Here is a 2,277-nt window from a genome sequence, read left to right as displayed (position 1 = left end):
CGTGGATCGCCCGGAACGAGGCGATGTCCTCCAGGGCCATCTGCGACGGGCCGTCGGAGCCGATCGAGACGCCGGCATGCGAGCCCGCCAGTCGCAGGTCCGCGCGTGAGATCGCCGCCATCCGGACGAAGTCGTAGGCGCGGGACAGAAACGCCGCGAACGTCGACGCGAACGGCACCCAGCCCCGTACCTGCATGCCGACCGCCGCGGCGATCATCTGCTGCTCGGCGATGAACATCTCGAAGTAGCGGTCCTCGTGCGCCTCCCGAAACATCTCCGAGTGGGTGGAGTTGGACACCTCCCCGTCGAGGGCGACGACGTCGCCGCGCATGGCGCCGAGCGCCGTGAGCGCCTCGCCGTAGGCCTGCCGCGTCGCCACCTGTTCGCCGTCATCCCAGGACGGCAGCCGACCGCCGGGGGCGTCGAAGACGTGCGGCATACCGGCCGCGGGCGGAGCCAGGCGCACCCGAAGGTCGCGGGCGCCGCCGAGTTCCTCGATCGCCGCATCGGGATCGTCGAGCGGTTTCCCGTGCTTGCCGGGCAGGTCCTCGACGGCCTTGACGCCTTTGCCCTTCTTCGTCTTGGCGATGATCACCGTCGGGCGCCCAGTGGTGGCTGCGGCCTCGTCGTACGCGGCCTTGATCGCATCCACGTCGTGACCATCGATGACGATGGCGTGCCAGCCGAACGCCTCGGCCCGCGCCCGGTAACGGTCGAGGTCCCAGCCCAGCATCGTCTCTCGCGTCTGGCCGAGCCGGTTGACGTCGATGATCGCGGTCAGGTTGTCCAGCCCGCTGAAAGCCGCGTGCTCGAACGCCTCCCACATCGACCCCTCGGCCATCTCCGAGTCCCCGCACAGGCACCACACCCGGTACGGGAGCCGGTCCAGCCTGCGGCCGGCGAGAGCGACACCGACCGCGATCGGCAGCCCCTGACCGAGCGAACCGGTGGCGACGTCGGTCGGCGGGATCCGGGGCGTCGGATGACCCTCAAGCCGGCTCCCCAGCTTGCGGAACGTGAGGAACTCGGCGTCGTCAATCACCCCGACGGCCTTCAACACGGAGTAGTACAACGGCGACGCGTGACCCTTGGAGAAGATCAGATGATCTCTCGCCGGGTTCCCGAGATCGCCGGTGTCCCAGCGCAGATAACCGCCGTCGATCAGCACGGACATCAGGTCCGCCGCAGACATCGACGACGTCGGATGCCCGGACCCCGCTGCGGCCGAGGCCCGGATCGAGTCGACCCGCAACTGCTGGCCGAGCTCACGGAAACGGTTGCTGTCACCCATACAGGCACCTCCCACTGCTCAGACCCGGCACGAAACGCAACAGGACACTAGTCGCGCGGTCCCCGCGGTACGCGTCCATGTCCCCACCAGCGCACGCCCGCGCCCGGTACGGGTGAGGGTCTCGCTCGCTCTAGTCGGACTCCAGGGAACGCTTCAGAGAGTTCAGGGTGCGGCTCCGCTCCCGGTTCGCCATCCATGCTGCGGCCGGCTTCATGAACCTCATCCAGCCGTAGAGCTCTCCGACGGCCACGTGGTGAACGACCGTCGCGGACCCTTCTCCCTCCAAGGAGTACTCCGGCCGAGCCTGTGTCATCGGGGAGCCGAACCAATGGAGGGTCTCCCGAAAGGCGATTCGCGTCGATGGCACGAACTCAGTCACTTCTCCGTTGAAGGTGCCCATCCGGGTCGAATCGAGGTAGGTCGTCCCCGGTCGGACCGGGGCCTCCGACGTGAGGCTGCACCCGCGGAACAGACCGGTACGGTGCATCCACCGGCCGTAGCCCGGCAGATCCGCCAAACGTTCGAAGACTTCGCTGATGGGTCGTTGGATGACCGCGCTCGACTCGAACCGGACAATGCTCTCAGCCACCGAAATCGCCACCCTCACTCGAGCGTGCCGATCACACTACGCGTGGGAACGGTACGACCCCATATTCGCTTGCCGGGGCGTGGGTGCCCTGAGACGCTCCCGCCATGTCCTCCAGCACCGTAGGACCGCCATTCGATCAGTTCCTCGCAACCGCAGAGGCAGTAGCCCAGGCCCGGCCCGAGGTGGACCTCGAGATGGCTCGTGAGGTGTTCCACGAGGCGGCGACTCTGCTCCACAACGGCCTCGCCCTCGACGGTCTCGACGAACACGACGCAAGCGCCGTCGTCGCCGGGCTGTGCATCGACCTCGTTACTGAGGATCCCGGCGCTGCGGTGCGCGCACGTTGCCAGACGACGTTGGAGACTCCTGGAGATCTGCACGACCCAGATGGTGTGTC

General features: G+C 67.6%; 2 protein-coding genes. One reads left to right on the top strand and one right to left on the bottom strand.

Annotation, left to right across the window (positions count from 1 at the left end):
* Positions 1-1,291, bottom strand: a 1,291-nt coding sequence (locus VGH85_11810; GenBank protein ID HEY2174482.1) for a transketolase, incomplete at its 3' end; no start/stop codon positions are given.
* A 693-nt stretch (positions 1,292-1,984) separates the two neighbouring features.
* Between VGH85_11810 and VGH85_11805 the strand changes: the two genes are divergently transcribed.
* Positions 1,985-2,277 (top strand): hypothetical protein (locus VGH85_11805; protein HEY2174481.1); only part of this gene is annotated, 293 nt, incomplete at its 3' end.

Source organism: Mycobacteriales bacterium, from assembly GCA_036497565.1.
Lineage (GTDB): Bacteria > Actinomycetota > Actinomycetes > Mycobacteriales > QHCD01 > DASXJE01.
This window is presented reverse-complemented; position numbering and strand designations above follow the sequence as displayed.